This window comes from Arthrobacter halodurans (genome assembly GCF_041877255.1).
In the GTDB taxonomy this organism is placed as follows: domain Bacteria; phylum Actinomycetota; class Actinomycetes; order Actinomycetales; family Micrococcaceae; genus Arthrobacter_N; species Arthrobacter_N halodurans.
Genome location: NZ_JBHDLJ010000007.1, coordinates 113,073 through 131,252 on the forward strand (window position 1 = coordinate 113,073; position 18,180 = coordinate 131,252).

Consider the following 18,180-nt stretch of genomic DNA (forward strand, 5'->3'; position numbering starts at 1 on the left):
CCCGTGACGCCCGCGGATGCCGGCCCGGCGACCGCCGGGCCGGCATCCGGCGTTCGGGAGGGGCCGCCCGGCGGCCCAGGCAGCCCCGACGGCCTAGTCGACCTCGGGGCCGACCGGCCGCGCGGCCCCCTCGGGCGCCGCATCGCGCGGGGCCTTGCGCAGGAACAGGCTGCACAGCACGACACCGAGGCTCGCGACCGCCGCGGCGGTGAAGCCCTGCCGGAAGCCGGCGACGTCGGCGGAGACCGCGTCGGCCCCGGCGGCCGCCGCGGTCGCCGTTCCCGCGGCCATGATGCCCACCAGCAGCGCGGTGCCCGCCGCGCCGCCGAGCTGCTGCAGCGTGCTCAGCACCGCCGAGCCGTGCGAGTGCAGGTGGTGCGGCAAAGGGTTCAGCGCGGTCGTGAAGGCCGGCGTGAAGATGAACGCGAAGCTCAGCGACATGAGCAGGTGCAGGGCGACGAGCAGCCCGATCGGGGTGTCGGGACCCAGCCGCGTGTAGGCGAACAGCACCACCGACAGGAGCACCGAGCCCGGGACCACGAGCGGCCGGGGGCCGAACCTGTCGTACAGGCGTCCCACGAAGGGCGCCAGCACCCCCATCAGGACCCCGCCGGGCAGGAGCATCAGACCGGTGCCGAGGGTGTCGAGGCCGCGCACGTTCTGCAGGTACATCGGCAGCAGGATGATGACGCCGAAGAGCGCGACCATCGCCAGCACCATCATGGCCAGACTGACGGTGAACGGGCGGTATGTGAACGGGCGCAGGTCCAGCAGGGCGCGGTCCGTGCGCTGCAGCCGCAGCTGCAGCGCCGCGAAAGCGGCCAGGCAGGCCGCGGCGACCACGAGCGCCAGGACGGCACCGGCGTCGGGCCCAGAGGCCTCGGCGGCGCCGTGCCCGCCGCCGATCTTGCTCAGGCCGTAGACCAGGCCGCCGAACCCCGGGACCGCCAGCAGCAGGGAGGGGACGGAGAGCGGCGTCGCGCCGGCCTCCGCGTTGCGGCCGAGCCGCGGGGCGCCGATCAGCAGGGCCGCGAGGGCGATCGGCAGGACCAGCAGGAACATGAAGCGCCACGAAAGGAACTGCAGGATCAGTCCGGAGATCGTCGGGCCGATGGCGGGCGCCACGGAGATCACGATGCTGACGTTGCCCATCATGGTGCCCCGGCGGGCCGGCGGCACGAGGTTGAGGATGGTGGTCATCAGCAGCGGCAGCATGATGGCCGTGCCGCTCGCCTGGACCACGCGGGCCGCGAGCAGGACGCCGAACCCGGGTGCGAGCCCGGCCAGAAGCGTGCCCGCGGAGAACAGGCCCATGGCGAGCAGGAACACGGTGCGCGTGGAGAAGCGCCGCAGGAGGTAGCCCGTGGTCGGGATGACCACGGCCATGGTGAGCATAAAGGCGGTCGCCAGCCACTGGACGGCGTCCGCGGACACGCCGAAGGTGTCCATGAGCCGGGGCAGGGCGACATTCATGATGGTCTCGTTGAGGATCACCACGAACGAGGCGACCAGCAGGACGCCGATGGTGGCGCGCGCCGCCGGATCCAGCCGGTCGGGGGCGTTCGTGGCGGGCGCGCCGCTGGCGGGCGCGCGGGTGGTCGGGCGCGTGGGCCCGTCGGTCTGCGAAGGTGGCTGCACCTGGATGTCCTCGTCGTTCCTCTGCCCGTGCGCCGATCCGGAGCCCGCGGTGGCGGGCGGCGTGCGGGTCTGGCGCGCGGGCCGGTTCACCGCCGCCATGGGTGCCAACCACGGGAGGCCCGCGACTATTCCGCGCGGCCCCGCCCGCGGCGGCCCGCCGGTGTCCGCCGGTGTCCGCCGGTGTCCGCAGGTGACCGGGGGTGGCCGGGGGTGGCCGCGGCCGTTCGCCGTCGGGGCAATCCCGGGGCGGCCGGTATGTGGGCGTGCCCTTGGGCCGCCGATGGGATAGACATGACGTATGAACGTGCGCACCCCCGATCCCTACCCCGGCTGGCTTTCCGACGAGGACCTCTACGAGGCCCGCCAGCGCCTTCCCATCCTGTACGTGGAGGCGATCCCGGTGCGTCTGGACCCGCTGGGCTACGTCAACGAGGTGGGCCTGCTCTACACGGCCGACTCCACCGCGCAGTTCACCCGGACCTTCGTCTCGGGCCGCGTGATGTACCGCGAGACGATCCGGGCCGCCCTGGTCCGGCACATGGAGAAGGATCTCGGCCCCCTGGCCATGCCGCAGCTTCCGGCCAGCCCGGTGCCGTTCACGGTCGCGGAGTACTTCCCGTCGCCGTCGGAGACCGGGCTGACCGACGACCGCCAGCACGCCGTCGCGCTGGCCTACATCATCCCCGTCCGCGGGGAGTGCAGCCCGCGCCAGGACGCCCTGGAGCTCACGTGGCTGAGTCCCGAGGACGCGCTGAGCCCGGGCGTCCAGGACGAGTTCGCCGGCGGGCGCGGCAATCTCATCCGCCAGGCCCTCGCGCACGTCGGCTGGTGCCGGTAGCCCATGGAACAGAGCTACATCCGGTCCGTCCGCGCCGAAAAGGTCGCGATCGGCAACCGCTTCATCACGCGCTCCGGCGCCCCCAGCCTGCCGGTGACCAAACTGCGCACCGTCCAGGACAGCTTCGGCACGCCCGCGTACATCGAGGCGACGCTGGAGAGCGGGCAGACCGCGACCATCGCCTGCGGGTCCCTGATCCGCGTCCACACCAGCGAGCCGCCCCCGGAGGCGACCCTGGACGAGCTCGCGGTCATCCCCGTCGAGGAGGGATCCCCCGAGGCGATCCTCATCGGGATCGCGCGGGAGTACCCGTGGGACCAGCGGGTCCTTGCCCCGGTCGCCCGGCTCAGCCGCGGCTTCAACGCGAAGTCGGGGTCGGCGCTGGAGGACGTCCGCGACCTCGCGCAGCTGCTGCTGGTGGAGCTCGACGACCGCGTGAACGCCTGGCGCGCCCTCGGGATCCTGACCGAGCTGCCGTTCGACGGGAACTTCGGCCGCTGGAAGAGCATCCAGGGCGCGCTCGCCATGGCCGCGTACCTGGCCGAGGAGGACGGCGACGAGGAGGCGGCGCGGCGCTACTCCGACGCCCTGCGGGCGACCGACCACGTCGAGGACGACCCGCTGAAGTCCAAGCTCACGGCCGCGGTGCGACAGCGGCAGATGGACGAGCCGAACCTCTTCGACCGCGAGATCCACCGGGCGGCGGCCGCGCGGGACGACACCCTGGAACGCGACTGGCGCACCCAGCGTCTCGTGGCCCTGTTCCACCTGCGCGCCCACGGGGGCTCGCGGACGCTCGACCACGACGAGCTGGGCCGGATGATCCGGCACGAGCTCACGTTGCTGCGCGGCTGACCGCGGGGTCAAAGCAGCGGCTCGACGGCTCCCTCGGCGCCGGTGATCCGCACGACGCCGCCTCCGGCGACGAGCACGGTCTCCACCGTGCCGTCCGCGGACACCTCCGCGGACAGCGCGGCCACCGGGCCGAGCTCCTCGCCGTGCAGCGACCAGCTTGCGCCGGCGTCGCGGCTCGTCGCCAGCCGTCCGGCGGCCGTCGCACCCACGATCGTCCTCTCGTCGGCCCAGTCGGCCAGGACCAGGTCCTCCGGCGGAGCGAGCTCGTCCCACGTCGCGCCGCCGTCCTCCGAAAGGTGCAGCCCGCGTTCCGTGGCGGCGAGCAGCGCGCCGCCCTCCGGAGCGACGGCGAGGCTCCGCGGCGGGGAGGGGATGTCCACGGTGTCCCAGGACCGGCCGTCCGCGGACACGCGGAGCGCGCCGTCGAAGCCGGCGATCGTGCCCGTCCCGGCGCCGAGCGCGTGGAAGTCCGACTCCCCGCCGCGGGAGGCGACCGTCCAGGTCCTGCCCTGGTCGGTGGAGCGGATCAGGCCCGCCGGTTCCGGCAGGTCGACCCCCGCGCCCGGGTGGCCGGAGGCGAGGTACGAACCGTCCGGGGCGACGGCGAATCCCATGAGGTCGATCGGCGGTCCCCAGGCGATCAGCCGGCCGTCCTCGATGCGCGCGAGCCCCTCGTGCGTGGCCAGGAGCACGGCGCCGCCCGGACCGCCCTGGGCGATGGCGTGCACGTGGGAGATCGACGCCGGATCCACCGCGACCCCCACCGGCACGTCCCCTTCCCCTTCCCCTTCCCCTTCCCCGCCCACGTCCGGGGCGGCCGCGGGGCTCCCCCCGGCCTGCGGAGAGGCGGCGGGTGCCGACATCGCCGGGGGCGCGGACGGCATGCCGTTCGGCGGGGCTTCGGCCTCCGGCGTCGGCGCGGTCGGAGCCGGCGACGCGCTGCACGCGGCGATCGCGGCGGCCGCCGCACACAGGACGACGGCGGCACGCAGGAGGCGGGGCACGGGCTGGTTCATGGCCCCATTGTGCCCGATGGCCCGGGGATCCGCGCGGCCCGGGCGGGGACCGGCCGGCCGCACGGGACCGGCGCTTCCCCGTCTACCCAACTCCGACGGCGGGGAGCACACTGGAGTGACGGGGCGTGAGGACCGCCGCGGAGCACCGTCGCCCGCGTCGTCTCGCTCCGGCCGTTCCCCGGCGAAAGGAAACGCCATGCAGAATGCCAGTGGGTCGGAGCCCTCCGTCGCGGGTCGGGGCGGACGGCCGTGATGTACGGTCCAGGCTCGGGCTGGTCGGGCATGATGGGCTGGATGTGGGTCTCGTGGATCCTGCTGATCGTCGGGATCGTCCTGTTGGTGGTCCTGCTCGTGCGGCTCGCGGGATCGCGGGGAGCGCCGCCCGCGTCCGGGACCGGGGCGGGGTCCGGAACCTCCGGAACCGGGCCCGGCGAAGGCTCGGCCCGGCTCATCCTCGACGAGCGGTACGCCCGCGGCGACATCAGCACCGCGGAGTACCGGGAACGACTCGAGGCCCTTCGCCACGACCGGCCATGAACCCGCTGACACGACGCCAGGCCATCGCCCTGGGGGCCACGGGCGCCGCGGCCACGGCCACGGGCGCCGCCGGCCTCCTGTGGTCCGCACGCATCCGTTCTCCCGGCGGACCGGACGACGGTGCCCCGGGCGCCGGCGGCGCCTGGACGGCGTCCCCCTCCGTCTCCAGCAGCGACGGGGTCCTCGAGGTCCGCCTGGAGGCGGCCCCCGCGCGGCTGTCGATCGGCGGCCGCGACGCGGACGTCCTCGCCTACAACGGCACCGTCCCCGGCCCGACCCTGCGCCTGAGGCCCGGAGACCGGCTACGCGTGCGCCTGGCCAACGGCCTGGATGATCCGACCAACCTCCACACGCACGGGCTGTACGCCTCCCCCGCGGGCAACGGCGACAACCCCTTCCTCGAGGTGTCCCCGGGCGGGACCTTCGACTACGAGATCGACTTGCCACCGGACCACCCGTCGGGCACGTTCTGGTACCACCCCCACCACCACGGCATGGTCGCGGACCAGCTCTGGGCGGGTCTCTACGGCGCGATCGTCGTCGAGGACACCGACCCGGTGCCGGCGACCCGGGAGCGCGTGCTGCTCGTGTCCGACCTGACCCTCGACACCGCGGGACATCTCCAGGGCGTCACGATGCCGGAGCGCATGATGGGCCGGATGGGCGCCACCGTGCTGGTCGGCGGCCGGACGTTCCCCCGGCTGGACGCGGCCCCCGGCGACCGCGAGGTGTGGCGCCTCGTCAACGCCTGCCCGACCCGCTTCCTTCGCCTGGACCTCGAGGGCGCCACCGCGCTCCTGACCGCGCGCGACGGTCATCGCCTGGCCTCGCCCCGGGACGCCGGGGACCTGGTGCTCGCGCCCGGCAACCGCGCCGATCTGCTGGTCGCGGTCGGGGACGGCGCGGCCACCTTGCGCTCGCTGGCCTACGACCGCGGCGACATGGGTGCCATGATGGGCCGCGGGCCGGGTCGGGGCGGGATGATGGACACCGAACCGGCCGAACCGGTCGATCTCCTGCGGCTCGTCCCCTCCGGGGGCTCCGGCGCCGGCGACGGGCCCCTCCCCAACGTCCCCGCGCCCACCAACCCCACACCCCGGGACCTGCGCGGCCGCACGGTGGCGGCCCGGCGCGACGTCGTCTTCGCCATGGGCATGGGCCGCGGCATGGGGCCCGGCGGCATGTCCCCCACCATCAACGGGCGGAGCTACGACGCCGACCGGACCGACATCACCGTGGAGGCCGGCACGGTCGAGGAATGGAGGATCGTGAACACGTCCCCACTGCACCACCCGTTCCACCTGCACGTCTGGCCGATGCAGGTCGTCCACGACGGGACGGCGGCGGTCGACGTGCCCGACTGGCGCGACGTCGTCGTTGTCCCCGCGAACGGCGAGGCGACCGTCCTCGTGGCCTTCGACGGCATCGCCGGGCGCACCGTGTTCCACTGCCACATCCTGGATCACGAGGACCTCGGCATGATGGGCGTCGTCGAGGTCCGCTAGCCGGGCCCCGCGGGGTTTCCCGCGGCGGGCGCTCCCGGCTTCCCGGCGCGCCCGCCCCAGGCGGACCCCGCCAGCACCACGCACACCCCGACGGCGGCGCCCACAAGAGTCTCCAGCATGCGGTCGCGCAGCAGGCCCGGGCCGAAGCCGGCCGCCAGCGAGGTGCCCACCAGTGCCAGCGGCGTCACGAAGACCTGCGCCCAGAAGTAGTTGCGGGTGATGAGCATCTCCGCGCCGAACTGCATGAGCCCGATGACGAGCGCCGCCACCCAGGGGCTCGGCGCGGCCAGGACGATGACCGCCATGACGGCCAGCCCGGCGATCGTTCCCAGGATGCGGTGCACGCCCCGGACCACCCGGTGCCGCGTGGTCCGCCCCACCAGCGGCACGACCGCGGCGACCATCGCCCAGTAGGTGTGCTCCGTGGACCACGCCGGCGACAGGAGGGTCGCCACCGTTCCGGCGATGCCGGCACCGAGCAGGTATCCGACCGAGTCCAGCCACACGGCCCGGTGGTCCGTCGGAGCCGCCGGCGTCCGCACGCGCCGCCAGGGCGTCCGGCTTCGGGGAGGCAACCAACTCGCGAGCCCGATCGCCACGGCGAGCAGCATCGTGGCCGAGGTGGCCGACATCGCCTCGCCCAGCGGGGGCAGCCGCGGTTGCGACGCGATGGCGGCGAACGCGAAGATGTGGAACAGCGACCCGGCGGGCCGGATGCGCAGGTACGCGGTCGCCAGCGAACAGCTCCAGGCGACGGCGGTGGTCAGCCCCACCACGGCCCAGGGTCCCCAGCCCGACGCGTGGTCCACGAGTCGGGCGGAGCTGAGCCAGGCGCCGAGGATGACCACCCAGAACAGGGCGCCCGCGCGCAGTTGCGCCTCCAGGCGGTTGCGGTGCCCCTCCACCCGGCCGTAGACCCCGGTGAAGGCGCCGAAGATCGCGAAGACGGCGAGGTCCAGCCGATCGATCGCGATGAGCGCCACCAGCGGCAGGAAGACGCCGAGGGCCGCGCGGAACGCGACGCGGTGGTCGCGCTCGCCCGGCGCCAGGGCGAACAGGGCCGTGAACCGCAGGGACCGACGCCCGCCGGTCCCCCGGGAGGAACGGGGGGAATCGTCGCGGGGCATCCCTCGATCCTAGGCCCGGACCGGTCGCCGGACGCCCCGCGGGGCCCCGTTCCGGCCGATGGTGACGGACGAGACAACCCGTGGATAGGGCAGACTGGTGGGGTGCCAACCACCGACGTCTCCCAGCCCTCCGACGCGCCCTCCGCCGTCGTGCCCCCGACCCCCGCGGCCTCGCCCGCCCCGACCGCCGCGCCCGCGGCGCGGAACGCCGAGCGGCACCCGCGGCAGGCCGACTTCTCCTTCCGCGTCGAGTCCCGGCTCACGAACCCGGACGGCACTCCGGGTCTGGGCCGCACCGGCGTCATCAGCACCCCGCACGGCGAGATCCGCACCCCCGCGTTCATCGCGGTCGGCACCAAGGCCACCGTCAAGGCGGTGCTGCCCGAGTCCGTCCGGGAGCTCGGCGCGCAGGCCGTGCTGGCCAACGCCTACCACCTCTATCTGCAGCCCGGCGCCGAGGTGCTCGACGCGGCGGGTGGCCTCGGCGCGTTCATGAACTGGGACGGCCCGACGTTCACCGACTCCGGCGGCTTCCAGGTGATGAGCCTGGGGTCGGGGTTCAAGAAGGTCATCGACATGACCGGGGCCGGCGCGCAGGGCGGCGACGACGCGGTGGCGCCGGGCAAGGAGCGCCTGGCGAACGTCGACGACGACGGCGTCTGGTTCAAATCGCACCTCAACGGCGACATGCATCGGTTCTCGCCGGAGATCTCCATGGGCGTGCAGCACCGCATCGGCGCGGACATCATGTTCGCCTTCGACGAGCTGACCACGCTCCACAACTCGCGCGGCTACCAGGAGGAATCGCTGGAGCGCACGCGGCTGTGGGCGGAACGGTGCGTCGCCGAGCACTTCCGGCTCACGGACGAGCGCGGCGGCAAGCCCTACCAGGCGCTGTTCGGGGTCATCCAGGGCGCCCAGTTCGAGGACCTGCGCCGCAAGGCGTGCGCGGACCTCGGCGCCATGGCCTTCGACGGATTCGGGATCGGGGGCGCCCTGGAGAAGGAGAATCTGGGCACCATCGTGGGCTGGTGCTCGGAGGTGCTGCCGGAGGACAAGCCGCGGCACCTGCTGGGCATCTCCGAGCCGGACGACGTCTTCACGGCCATCGAGAACGGCGCGGACACCTTCGACTGCGTCTCGCCCACCCGCGTGGCCCGCAACTCGGCGTTCTACACCCGCCACGGCCGCTTCAACCTGTCGGGCCAGCGCTACAAGACGGACTTCACACCGCTTCAGGAGGACTGCGACTGCTACACCTGCGCACACTACACGCGCGCGTACATCCACCACCTGTTCAAGGCGAAGGAGCTCCTCAGCCACACGCTGATCTCCATCCACAACGAGCGGTTCGTCGTCCGGCTGGTCGACGACTGCCGCGAGGCCATCGGCGACGGCACCTTCCGGGAGCTCAAGGCGCGCACGCTGGCCGACTACTACGCCGGCGCGCCGGACCCGCAGGGCCGGTAGCCGGCGCACCGGTGCGCGGGGCTGTTGCGGGAGACCGAGCCGCGCCGCCGTGGCGCTCGCGGTCGGCTGCGGTGGGCCTTGCGGTCAGCCGCGGCGGGGCTCGCGGTCGCCCGCCGGGGGCGCGTCGCGCCGCGGCGGGAGCGCTTCGTGGTGGCGCCGCCCGCGTGTCCGCCGATCCTCTTTCATCTCGGCCTCGAAGAGATGGCGCTTCCCCTCGGCGAGCTCGTCGCGCGCGTCGCGCTCCAACGACTTGAAGGTCGCGTAGTAGTTGTCGTCGTAGTCCTCGACAATCTGGAAGGTCCAACGGCCCTCAACCACATTGCGGCCCACGAGTTCCTCGGTGATTCTCTCTGCCAGCGCACCATGGCCGGCCTCGCGCAGCAGGTCGACGGCCTCGCCGAGCGCCAAGTCCGCCATGCCCGTCAGCCGGTGGAAGGCGTACAGGCTGCCCCGCGCGTCTTCGACCACCTCCAGCGCCTCGGACAACTTGCCCAGCGCCTCCACCGTTTCGTCGCTGATTCCGGAGGGGCGCCGATGCGCCGCGTCCGGACCGTCTGTGGTTGCATCCGACATGTCCCCACCCTAAAGGCAAGCGTCGGCGACTCGCACCCGAATCCGGTCCGGGGTTCTTCCGCCCTACGTTGCGGAAGGCTCCCACGGGGCGCCGGGGGAACGCGGCCGACGGAACCTGCGGGCCAGCCAGAACACGAAGACCGCGATCGCGGCAAGCATCACCAGCACCAGGATGGGGAGAAGGACCGCGGCGGCCGAAAGCCCGAGCGCGGCCCCGTCCTCGGCGGTGCTGACGACGGGCGCCGCCGTCCCCACGGTCGCGGCGTTGAACAGGGGCCGGGCCGTCATCTTCACGAGATGCACGACCAGGGCGATGCCGACCCCGAGCGCGACGGGAACCCATTGGTCCCCCGCGAAAAAGGTCTCGGGATCGGACACCGTCACCGTCTCGGAGCCGAGCCCCGACGCGAACACGATGCCGCCTGCCGCGGGACGGACGAGCGTCTGCGCCACATCGTTGATGCTGTCGACCACGGGCACCTTGTCCGCGAGGATCTCCAGCACGAGGAGCACGCCGAGAAGCATGAGCATCCAGTCGTGCGACAGCCACTCCCAGCCCGCCGGCAGGCTCACGAGACCGGTGAAACGGTCCAGCAGCCCGAGCACGAGCATGGGGATGTAGGCGTTGAGCCCTGCGGCCGAGCTCAGCCCCGCGGCGGTGAGAAACTCCATACGCACAGCGTAGGCTCCCCGTCCCCCGCGGGGCGGTTCGCTACGGCGAGCCGGGCACCCCGTAGGTGGGCTCCCGGCGCTTGAGCCACGCGATGACCGCGGTGGTCACGGGCACCAGCAGGAATTCGACGGCGGTCTTGTACAGGAAGCCGACCAGGACGTAGTTGATGAAGTTGCCCGGATCGGTGATGCCGATGACGGAGGCGGCGATGGAGCAGAAGATGAGCGTGTCCGCGAACTCGCCGACCCCGGTGGAGCCCATCAGGCGGATCACCAGGCGCTTTTCCCCGAAGCGCTCCTTCATCTTGACCAGCACCCAGGAGTTCAGGGTCTGCCCGACGGCGAAGCCGAGCAGCGACGCGGCCACGATCTGCCACACCGGGCCCAGGGTCCGCACGAGCGCCTCCTGGCCGTCGTACCACTCAGCGGCGGGTAGCGAGATGAGCACCCAGAAGCAGAAGGCCGAGAACACCGACAGCGCGAACGTGGTGATGATCGCGCGGCGGGCGGCCTTGAAGCCGTAGACCTCCGAGACGACGTCGCCGAGGACGTACGCCAGCGGGAACAGGAAGAAGCCGCCGTCGGTGACGAGCGGGCCGAAGGTCACGCCCTTGGAGGCGCCGATGTTGGACAGGACCACGACGACGGCCATGAGGGCCAGCACGGTGGAGAAGTAGGGGCTGCCCGCCGCGGCGAAGGCCGCGCGGACGCGGCCCGGGGCCGGAGAGACGGATGAGGGGGAAGCGGGGCTCGCTGCCATGGTGGAATTCCCAATCTAGGAAGTGGTTCGCCAGACGACCGGCCGCGTGGTTCTCCCGCAGCCCGCACGGCGCCCGGGATCGCTCCGTGGACACGCGCGTGTCGCCCGCTGTATTAGCACTTGACCCTCGATTCTCCCACGAAGGCCCGCGGCCCCGCGCGCCCGCCGTCCCCGGAGTGCGCATCGCCCCGCCGCGGAACGCGCGGACCGGCGTCGGCACAGGATCCGCCCGACCGCCGCGGAGGCCTACCATGGATGCCATGACTTCCACCGACTACGCCACCGCGCCCGCCATCACGCTCACCATCGCCGGTTCCGAGGCCACCGGGGGAGCCGGAGCGCAGGCGGACCTGAAGACGTTCCAGGAGCTGGGGGTCTACGGCATCACGGCGCTGACCTGCATCGTCTCCTTCGACCCCCAGGACAACTGGAACCACCGCTTCGTCCCCGTGGAGGCGCAGGTCATCGCGGACCAGCTCGAGGCCATCCAGACCTGCTACGCCGGAAGCCTGGACACGGTCAAGCTCGGCATGATGGGAAGCCCGGCCACCATCGACACCGTCGCCGCGGCGCTGCAGGCCCAGCAGTGGAAGCACGTGGTGCTGGATCCCGTGCTGATCTGCAAGGGCCAGGAGCCCGGCCACGCGCTGGACACCGACCAGGCGCTCAAGGCGGCGCTCCTGCCCCTCGCCACGTTCGTCACCCCCAACCACTTCGAGGCGGAGTCGCTCTCCGGCATGTCGATCACCTCCATCGAGGACCTCACCGAGGCCGCGCGCCTGATCCACGCCGCGAGCGGCGCCGTCGTCCTCGCCAAGGGCGGTGTCCGCATCGAGGGCCCGGAGGCCGTGGACGTGTTCTACGACGGCCAAACGACGGAACTGCTGAGCGCGCCCAAGGTCGGCGAGGTGGCCGTCAGCGGCGCCGGTTGCTCGCTGGCGGCCGCCGTCGCCGCGGAACTCGCCAAGGGCGCCACCCCGCTCGAGGCGGCGCGGGCCGCGAAGGATTTCGTCACCGCGGGCATCAGGAACCGCGTGGCGTCCGCCGCGCCGTTCGACGCCGTCTGGCAGGGCGGACCGCGCTAGGTTCACACGCTTGTGCGAACGCGCCCGCCGTCCCGGGCCCGCCTCGCAGCGCCCGCCTTTGCTTTCATGACTCCCGATTAACGAAAAGCGTAAAGGAATGGCTTGACAGGTGAGGGAGGTCACCTACCCTGAAAGCCTGGGGTGCGGTTTTGGGATCCGCAGGACACGCCTCCTCAGTACCGCCTCATCCGGTCACAAGGAGCATCATGAACAACTCGCATCGACCCCGGCTTGCCCGGGCCGTCGTGGCGGCGGCATCGGGCCTGGCCCTGGTCGCCACCATGGCACTCCCCGCGGCGGCGACGCCGCTCGGAGACGTGAACGACACCCCCGGCAGCCAGTCGCAGGCTCTCGGGGGTTCAGCAATTAAGAACCTCAAGGTCTCCGGGCCGCTGTCGTCCGCCCGGGGAGAGGTGTCCGTCTTCGTGCAGTTCGCCGGCGCAGGCGCCTTCGAGCAGACGCAGCCGGCCGCGGTCCGCGACGGCAAGGCCGAACCGGTGGCCGCGCAGGCCAAGGTCAAGCAGATCCGGGAGGGCATCAAGGCCAAGGGCCGCTCCGCCGCCACCGCGTCGCAGTCGAGGATCATCTACACGACGACGAACACGATCCCCGGCGTCGCGCTGCGCGGGGACGCGGACGAGCTGCGCGCCCTGGCGGCCCGCACGGACGTCGTCAAGATCACCGCGATCGTGCCCAAGACCCCGGACAACAAGGGGGCGGTGATCGACACCAAAGCACTCGAGTCCTGGATGAACCTGGGCGAAACCGGCGAAGGCGTAACCATCGCGGTGCTGGACACCGGCGTCGACTACACGCACGCCGACTTCGGCGGGCCCGGCACGCTGGAGGCGTACAAGAAGGCCCAGGCCTCCGCGGCGCTGCCCTCCGCGGACTCCGGCCTGCGGGACCCCGACAAGTTCATCGGCGGCTGGGACCTCGTCGGCGACGACTACAACGCCGATCCCAGCGCGCCCTCCTACCAACCGGTCCCCAAACCCGATCCGAACCCCCTGGACTGCGCCACCGCGGGCCACGGCACCCACGTGGCGGGATCGGCCGCCGGCTACGGCGTCAACGGCGACGGCAGCACCTTCGACGGCGACTACTCGTCGCTGACGGAGCGACAGGTCTCCGAGATGCGGATCGGCCCGGGCACCGCGCCCGAGGCGCAGGTCGTCGGCATCCGCGTCTTCGGCTGCGAGGGGTCCTCCTCCGTCGTCGGGCAGGCGCTGGACTACGTCCTGGACCCCAACAACGACGGAAAGTTCGACGACCGCGCCCAGATCGTGAACATGTCGCTCGGCTCCGACCACTCCCCCGTGGACGACCCGGAGACGGCCATTGTCGATTCCCTCGCGGAACAGGGCATCCTCTCCGTGATCGCCTCCGGCAACGCCGGCGACGTCACGGACGTCGGCGGTGCCCCCGGCAACGCCCGGTCCTCCCTCACCGTCGCCAACAGCGTCGGCTCGAAGGTGACGCTCGACGGCGTCGAGGTCCTCGCGCCGACCGCGGGTTCCGCGAGCGGGCAGTATTCCGTCAGCTTCGACTACGGCTCCGCGACGGAGGCACAGCTCACGGGCACGGTCCTCAAGGCCGCCGAGGCGAACAAGTTCGGCTGCTCGGCGTTCCCCGCGGGCACGGACTTCGACGGCAAGTGGGTCTGGCTGCAGTGGGAGGAAGACGGCGCGTTCCCCTGCGGCTCCGGCGCCCGCTTCAACAACGTGGCGGCCGCGGGCGGTGCGGGCGTTGTGCTCGATTCGCCCAACCTGGTCTTCGACGCGGGCATCGCCGGCAACGCGGCCATCCCGGGCGTGCAGCTGAACCGGACGTACTCCGACTCCCTGCGCCCCGCCGCCGAGGCCGGCACCCTGGAGATCCGGCTGGACCAGGAACTGATCGGTTCCGCCTCCGGCGACTCGGGGGCCCTGGACACGCTGAACCCCAGCTCCTCCCGCGGAGTCCACGGCTCCGAGGGCATCGTCAAGCCCGACGTCGCCGCGCCGGGAACGGCGATCGGTTCCGCCGGCGTCGGCACGGGCGACGGACCGGCCACGATGACCGGCACGTCGATGGCGACGCCCCACACCGCCGGCGTCGCGGCGCTGGTTGCGGCCTCCGGCGACTACACGCCGTACCAGATCAAGAGCATCGTGATGAACACCGCCGCCGCCGACGTGCTGGCCGCGAACGGCGCGGCGTACGGTCCCAACCGGGTCGGCTCCGGGCGCGTGATCGCCACGGCGGCGCTCGAGACCCCGGCCTACGCCTACGCGACCGACGACGAGGAACTGACGACGCTCGCGTTCGGGGTGATCGAGCTGGACCAAAAGAAGTACCGCGAGTCCAAGTCGATCACCGTGCGGAACACCTCGGACAGGACGCGCACCTACCAGGTCGCCTACGTCCCCGCGACCGAGATCCCCGGCGCCGCGTACACGCTCGACACCCGGTCCGTCACAGTCAAGCCGGGACGGTCCAAGGAGGTCGAGGTTACCCTGACCATCGACACGTCCCGCGTCGCCAAGACGATGGATCCCACGATGGACCGCGCCCAGGGCGGCATCCCCCGCCAGTGGCTGACCGACGTCTCCGGACGCGTCCAGCTCACGTCGAAGGGGCTGCCGACCCTGCGGGTGCCCGTGCACGCGGCCCCGAAGCCCGCCGCCGACATGAGCGTCGGCAAGATCGAGGCCCGGAAGGGTTCCGACACGGCCACGGTGACCCTGCGCGGCGAGGGCGTCCAGCTGGGCACCGGCGACGAGCGCTTCCTTTCGCTCGTGTCCGCCTTCGAACTCGGCGCGTCCAGCCCGCGGTTGGGCCCGGCCATCGACGAGGTTCCCGGCGCACGGGAGATGGACCTGCAGCATGTGGGCGCCAGCTCGGACGCCGCCACCGAGGGCGCCGCGGAGGGCACCCTGAACTTTGGGGTCAGCACTTGGGGCAACTGGGCGCATCTGACGGGCGGCACGGAAATCAACGTGGAGATCGACACGAACGGCGACGGCGTGGCCGACTTCCTCACGTTCTCCGCGCAGATGCCCGACATCGACGCGAACCTCTCCGCGACCTTCAACCTCCGCACCGGCGAGCAGGTCGACCTGTGGCCGACCAATGGGTTGGAGGGGAACGTGGACACGAACGCCTTCGACACCAACGTCGTGTCGCTTCCGGTCTCGGTGGCCGCGCTGAAGCTCGGCGCGGCGCATAGCGGCGACGTCAAGTACCGCGTGGTCACGTGGAGCACGTACAACTCGGACACCGAGGGCAACACGGTGCCGGTCGACTCCACGACATGGATCGACTACAACGTGCTCGCCCCGGACCTCCGGTTCGAGGGCCTGGGAACCGGGACCGCGTTCGTGGACCTGCCGGGCCTGAAGCTGACCGCCCATCTGGGCGACGGCGCCGCCGACGCGAAGGCGAAGGACAAGACCAAGGCGCTGTTCCTGCACTACCACAACGAAACCGGCAAGCTCTCCGGAAAGGGTGGCGGGGACAAGGCCGAGGTCGTTACGGTGAACAGGAAACGCTGACCGCCGCACGCACCGCACGACGGCGGCGCCCGCCCGGTCCGCACGGTCCGGACGGGCGCCGCCGTCGCACGCGGGGGAAGCCCGGATGCCGCACGACACGCAGGAGGAGACCATGAAGGCCATCACCTATTCGCGTTTCGGCGGTCCGGAGGCCCTGGAGGTCTCCGAGGTTCCCCGCCCCAAGGTCCCCCCGGCCTCGGTCCTCATCCGGGTCCTGGCGGCCGGCGTGAACCCCGTGGACTGGAAGATCATGTCCGGCGCCCTCGACGGAATCATGCAGGCCCACTTCCCCGTGGTGCCCGGGTGGGACGTCGCGGGCGTGGTCGAGGCCGTCGGCTTCGACACCCCCGAGTTCGTCCCCGGCGACGAGGTGTACTCCTACGGCCGCCTGCACACGGTCGGGCACGGCACCTTCGCCGAGTACGTGGCCCTGCCCTCGGGCATCGTCGCGCGGAAACCCGCGGCGCTGACGTGGGAGGAGGCGGGCGGGCTGCCGCTGGCGGGGCTGACCGCCCTGCGGAGCCTGGACGCACTCGGCCTGGGCGGGCTCGACCTCGGACCCACCGAGACGCTGCTGATCCACAACGGCGCCGGGGGCGTGGGCCGCGCGGCCACCCAACTGGCCGTCGACCGCGGCGCCCGCGTCATCGCGACCGCGTCCCCGGGCAGCCACGCGCGGCTCCGGGAGCTCGGTGCCGAGCCCGTCGAGTACGGCGAGGGCCTCACCGAGCGGGTCCGCGCGCTGGCGCCGCTGGGCATCGACGCCGTGGCCGACTACGCGGGCGGCGTGCTGGAGGAGACGCTGGCCGTCCTCCGCCCCGGCGGACGCCACGTGTCCATCGCCGACGCCTCGGTCGCCGACCACGGCGGCCACTACATCTGGGTCCGGCCCGACGCCCGCGAGCTGGACCGCCTGACGGCGCTCGCCGACGCCGGCCGGCTGTCCGTCGACGTCACGGCGACGTATCCGCTGGAGCGGACCGCGGACGCGTTCCGCTCCGGCATGGCCGGACACGGCGGCGGCAAGATCGTCCTCACCCCCTTCACGACCCACGACCCCACCCACTCCACGAAGGAGAACGCATGAGCATCCTCGATCCCGCGTCCTGGTCCGGCAAGATCTTCGTCAACGGCTGGCGGGACGGGCGCGGCGGGACGGCCGCGTCGGTCGAGCCGGCGACCGGCGGGATCCTCGGCACGTACGGCGTCGCCTCCCGCGAGGACGTCGCGGAGGCGGCGGCGTCCGCGTCGGCGGCACAGCGGGACTGGGCGGCGGCCAAGCCGGAGGCGCGGGCGGCCGTCCTGCGCCGCGCCGGGGCGCTCTGGGAGGAGCACGCCGAGGAGATCTCGCGTTGGATCGTCCGCGAGTCCGGCGGCATCCCGCCGAAGGCGGGCCTGGAGCTGCACACCGCCGCGAACGAGTGCTACGAGGCCTCCGCCCTGCCGAGCCTGCCCGCCGGCGACGTCCTGACCACCAACGAGGACCGCTGGTCCTTCGCGCGGCGCCGCCCGGCCGGCGTCGTGTCCGTCATCGCGCCGTTCAACTTCCCGCTCATCCTCGCGATCCGCGCGGTCGCGCCGGCGCTGGCGCTCGGCAACGCCGTGCTGCTGAAGCCGGATCCGCGGACGACCGTCTGCGCGGGCGTGGCCATCGTGCGCGTCTTCGAGGAGGCCGGGCTTCCGGCGGGGGTGTTGTCCCTGCTGCCGGGCGGCGCGGATGTCGGGGCCGCCGTCGTCGAGGCCCCCGAGGTGCGGGTCATCGCGTTCACGGGTTCCACGGAGGCGGGCCGCAGGATCGGCGAGACCGCCGGCCGCCTGCTCAAGCGGGCCCACCTCGAGCTCGGGGGGAACAGCGCCATGATCGTGCTGCCGGGGGCCGACGTCGCCAAGGCCGCCAGCGCGGCCGCGTTCGGATCGTTCATGCACCAGGGCCAGATCTGCATGGCGACCGGCAGGCACCTGGTGCACGAGGACATCTACGACGAGTACGTCGCTGCCCTGGCGGAGAAGGCGGAACACCTGCCCGTCGGCGACCCGGCGTCCGGCACGGTGGCGCTGGGACCGATCATCGACCAGGGCCAGCTGGACAAGGTCGACGGCATGGTCCGGGCCGCCGTCTCGGGCGGCGCACGCGTCGCCGCGGGAGGGACGCGCGGCGACGGCCTCTTCTACGCCCCGACGGTGCTCGTGGACCTCGACGACTCGCACGCGGCCTGGAGCGAGGAGATCTTCGGGCCGGTCGCGCCCGTGCGGAAGTTCTCCACCATCGACGAGGCGGTGGACATGGCCAACGACAGCCGGTATGGCCTGTCGCTGGCCATCCTCGGCGACGTCGGGCTGGCGATGCGGATCGCCGACCGGGTGGACTCCGGCAAGGTCCACATCAACGAGCAGACCGTGTCCGACGAGCCGAACTCCCCGTTCGGCGGCGTGAAGGACTCCGGCAACGGCGGACGCATCGGGGGCCACCGGGCCAACATGGACGCGTTCACGGAGGTCCAGTGGCTGACCGTGCGCCCGGAGATCGCGCCGTACCCGTTCTAGCCACTGTCCCCGTCCCCGGAACGG

Annotated in this window: 15 protein-coding genes; 9 read left to right on the top strand and 6 right to left on the bottom strand. The window is 72.5% G+C overall.

Translation table 11 applies throughout. The annotated features are described in order from the left end of the window. Positions 1-93: 93 nt before the first annotated feature. On the bottom strand, positions 94-1,737 hold the full coding sequence (locus tag ACETWP_RS10340; protein WP_373972159.1) for an MDR family MFS transporter: 1,644 nt from the start codon (positions 1,735-1,737) through the stop codon (positions 94-96). Between the two features lie 199 nt (positions 1,738-1,936). Between ACETWP_RS10340 and ACETWP_RS10345 the strand changes: the two genes are divergently transcribed. Together ACETWP_RS10345 and ACETWP_RS10350 are read left to right on the top strand one after the other, a co-directional pair. Beyond that, entirely contained in the window at positions 1,937-2,476 is a 540-nt protein-coding gene (locus ACETWP_RS10345; RefSeq protein ID WP_373972160.1) for an NUDIX hydrolase family protein, read from the top strand. A gap of 3 nt (positions 2,477-2,479) precedes the next feature. After that, positions 2,480-3,331 (top strand): DUF6707 family protein, encoded by an 852-nt coding sequence (locus ACETWP_RS10350; RefSeq protein WP_373972161.1) that lies wholly within the window; start codon positions 2,480-2,482, stop codon positions 3,329-3,331. An 8-nt stretch (positions 3,332-3,339) separates the two neighbouring features. Here ACETWP_RS10350 and ACETWP_RS10355 read toward each other — a convergent pair whose 3' ends face one another. Then, a complete protein-coding gene (locus tag ACETWP_RS10355; protein WP_373972162.1) occupies positions 3,340-4,347 on the bottom strand; it encodes a F510_1955 family glycosylhydrolase in 1,008 nt (335 codons plus the stop codon). Between the two features lie 252 nt (positions 4,348-4,599). Between ACETWP_RS10355 and ACETWP_RS10360 the strand changes: the two genes are divergently transcribed. Both ACETWP_RS10360 and ACETWP_RS10365 read left to right on the top strand, forming a co-directional pair. After that, entirely contained in the window at positions 4,600-4,884 is a 285-nt protein-coding gene (locus tag ACETWP_RS10360; RefSeq protein ID WP_373972247.1) for an SHOCT domain-containing protein, read from the top strand. Then, entirely contained in the window at positions 4,881-6,389 is a 1,509-nt protein-coding gene (locus ACETWP_RS10365; protein ID WP_373972163.1) for a multicopper oxidase family protein, read from the top strand. The genes ACETWP_RS10360 and ACETWP_RS10365 overlap by 4 nt, the downstream gene beginning before the upstream one ends. On the opposite strand, the gene ACETWP_RS10370 is transcribed toward ACETWP_RS10365, so the two are convergent. Continuing rightward, positions 6,386-7,516 (bottom strand): FUSC family protein, encoded by a 1,131-nt coding sequence (locus ACETWP_RS10370; protein WP_373972164.1) that lies wholly within the window; start codon positions 7,514-7,516, stop codon positions 6,386-6,388. The two genes, ACETWP_RS10365 and ACETWP_RS10370, sit on opposite strands and share 4 nt — an antisense overlap. Positions 7,517-7,666: 150 nt before the next feature. Between ACETWP_RS10370 and tgt the strand changes: the two genes are divergently transcribed. Further along, on the top strand, positions 7,667-8,986 hold the full coding sequence (gene tgt, locus ACETWP_RS10375; protein WP_373972248.1) for a tRNA guanosine(34) transglycosylase Tgt: 1,320 nt from the start codon (positions 7,667-7,669) through the stop codon (positions 8,984-8,986). Positions 8,987-9,070: 84 nt separating this feature from the next. On the opposite strand, the gene ACETWP_RS10380 is transcribed toward tgt, so the two are convergent. From ACETWP_RS10380 to ACETWP_RS10390, 3 genes are all read right to left on the bottom strand, one after another. Further along, positions 9,071-9,559 (bottom strand): hypothetical protein, encoded by a 489-nt coding sequence (locus tag ACETWP_RS10380; RefSeq protein ID WP_373972165.1) that lies wholly within the window; start codon positions 9,557-9,559, stop codon positions 9,071-9,073. 63 nt (positions 9,560-9,622) lie between these two features. Next, positions 9,623-10,231, bottom strand: coding sequence for a DUF4126 domain-containing protein (locus ACETWP_RS10385; RefSeq protein ID WP_373972166.1), 609 nt, complete (start codon positions 10,229-10,231; stop codon positions 9,623-9,625). A gap of 40 nt (positions 10,232-10,271) precedes the next feature. Then, on the bottom strand, positions 10,272-10,991 hold the full coding sequence (locus ACETWP_RS10390) for a queuosine precursor transporter (RefSeq protein WP_373972167.1): 720 nt from the start codon (positions 10,989-10,991) through the stop codon (positions 10,272-10,274). 260 nt (positions 10,992-11,251) lie between these two features. On the opposite strand from ACETWP_RS10390, the gene ACETWP_RS10395 reads away from it, so the two are divergent. The 4 genes from ACETWP_RS10395 (at position 11,252) to ACETWP_RS10410 (ending at position 18,156) form a co-directional block, all read left to right on the top strand. Continuing rightward, a complete protein-coding gene (locus tag ACETWP_RS10395) occupies positions 11,252-12,076 on the top strand; it encodes a PfkB family carbohydrate kinase (RefSeq protein ID WP_373972168.1) in 825 nt (274 codons plus the stop codon). Positions 12,077-12,282: 206 nt separating this feature from the next. Beyond that, positions 12,283-15,612, top strand: a complete 3,330-nt coding sequence (locus ACETWP_RS10400) for a S8 family peptidase (protein ID WP_373972169.1) — start codon at positions 12,283-12,285, stop codon at positions 15,610-15,612. 112 nt (positions 15,613-15,724) lie between these two features. Continuing rightward, positions 15,725-16,699: an NADP-dependent oxidoreductase gene (locus ACETWP_RS10405; protein WP_373972249.1), complete on the top strand. Its 975-nt coding sequence runs from the start codon at positions 15,725-15,727 to the stop codon at positions 16,697-16,699. Beyond that, on the top strand, positions 16,696-18,156 hold the full coding sequence (locus tag ACETWP_RS10410; RefSeq protein ID WP_373972170.1) for an aldehyde dehydrogenase family protein: 1,461 nt from the start codon (positions 16,696-16,698) through the stop codon (positions 18,154-18,156). Before ACETWP_RS10405 ends, ACETWP_RS10410 begins: the two co-directional genes overlap by 4 nt. The last annotated feature ends 24 nt before the right edge of the window (positions 18,157-18,180 follow it).